At 47.8% G+C, this 1,233-nt stretch carries 2 protein-coding genes; both read left to right on the forward strand.

Annotation, left to right across the window (positions count from 1 at the left end):
• Positions 1-298 (forward strand): ATP-binding cassette domain-containing protein (locus ACWD1Z_RS37705; RefSeq protein ID WP_451125463.1); only part of this gene is annotated, 298 nt, incomplete at its 5' end.
• Positions 295-1,050 carry an ABC transporter permease gene (locus ACWD1Z_RS37710; RefSeq protein WP_021109135.1) on the forward strand — a complete coding sequence of 252 codons (756 nt, stop codon included), beginning with the start codon at positions 295-297 and terminating at the stop codon, positions 1,048-1,050. The genes ACWD1Z_RS37705 and ACWD1Z_RS37710, both read left to right, overlap by 4 nt.
• Positions 1,051-1,233 lie beyond the last annotated feature (183 nt).

Here is a 1,233-nt window from a genome sequence, read left to right on the forward strand (position 1 = left end):
AAATAATGTTGGGCTGTCCGAACGAACCCTGCATCAGCCGATTATCGAGCTTTCCGGTGGTGAACGGCAGCGGGTCGCGCTGATTCGCAACATCTTATTCTTACCAAAAGTGTTGTTATTAGATGAGGTGACAGCTGGTTTGGATGAAAATAATAAGCAAATCGTGCACGCCTGTTTACGACAGTTAAATGAGCAGGATCACGTGACAACGATCATGATTACTCATGACGCGACAGAGATTGCTGCGGCAGATCAATTAGCGAAAGTGGTTGCTGGCAGATTGGAGGTACACGGATGAATTTAGCAGTTAATAATACGTCGCTATTTTTGGCGGCAATGTTAGTGCTCGTCGCGTTAGGAATTAGTTTGTGGCAGAAACTTGGCTTGGATAGGGACATCGTCATTGGTGTCGTGCGGGCTGTTGTACAACTATTTATCGTGGGTTACTTGCTAAAGTATATTTTCCGAGTCAACAATTTTTGGCTAACGCTGGCGATGATGGGCTTCATTATCTTCAATGCGGCTTGGAATGCGAAAAAACGGGGGCCGGGGATTGACCATGCATTAGCCATTTCGTTATTAGCCATTTTTGTTAGTACGGGGGTAACACTCGGCGTCCTCGTGCTATCTGGTGCGATTAAGTTTGTGCCATCGCAAATGATTCCCATTTCTGGTATGATTGCGTCGAATTCAATGGTCGCAATTGGGCTGGCTTATCGCAGCCTCAATAGTCAGTTTCATGACCAGCGGCAAGGTGTGCTTGAACGGTTGGCGTTAGGGGCTGGTCTACTTGATGCTTCGATTGCCATCGTGCGTGAAGCGATTCGTACGGGGATGTCACCAACCATTGATTCGGCAAAGACTGTGGGTCTAGTCAATCTGCCAGGGATGATGTCCGGTTTGATCTTTGCAGGGGTCGATCCAGTACGGGCCATTAAGTATCAAATTATGGTCACGTTCATGCTCTTATCAGCGACTAGTTTGGGGTCAATCATTGCGTGCTATTTAGCTTACCGTAATTTCTATAATGAACAAAAACAGTTGAAGTAATGACTCCTGATTGCAGTCCCGCGGGGAGTCCTTTATGATGGAAGCTGAAATAAAACTTAATGCGGGGGTATTGATGTGAATGACGCAGTGGTTTGGGTTCCAGTTCACGTGGATTCACCGGTATCGACATCCAGGTCGAGCAGGCCGAACCGTCCGGGGTTCTCCGCCTCGGCCGAGCGCACG

The organism is Streptomyces sp. NPDC002784, assembly GCF_053592135.1.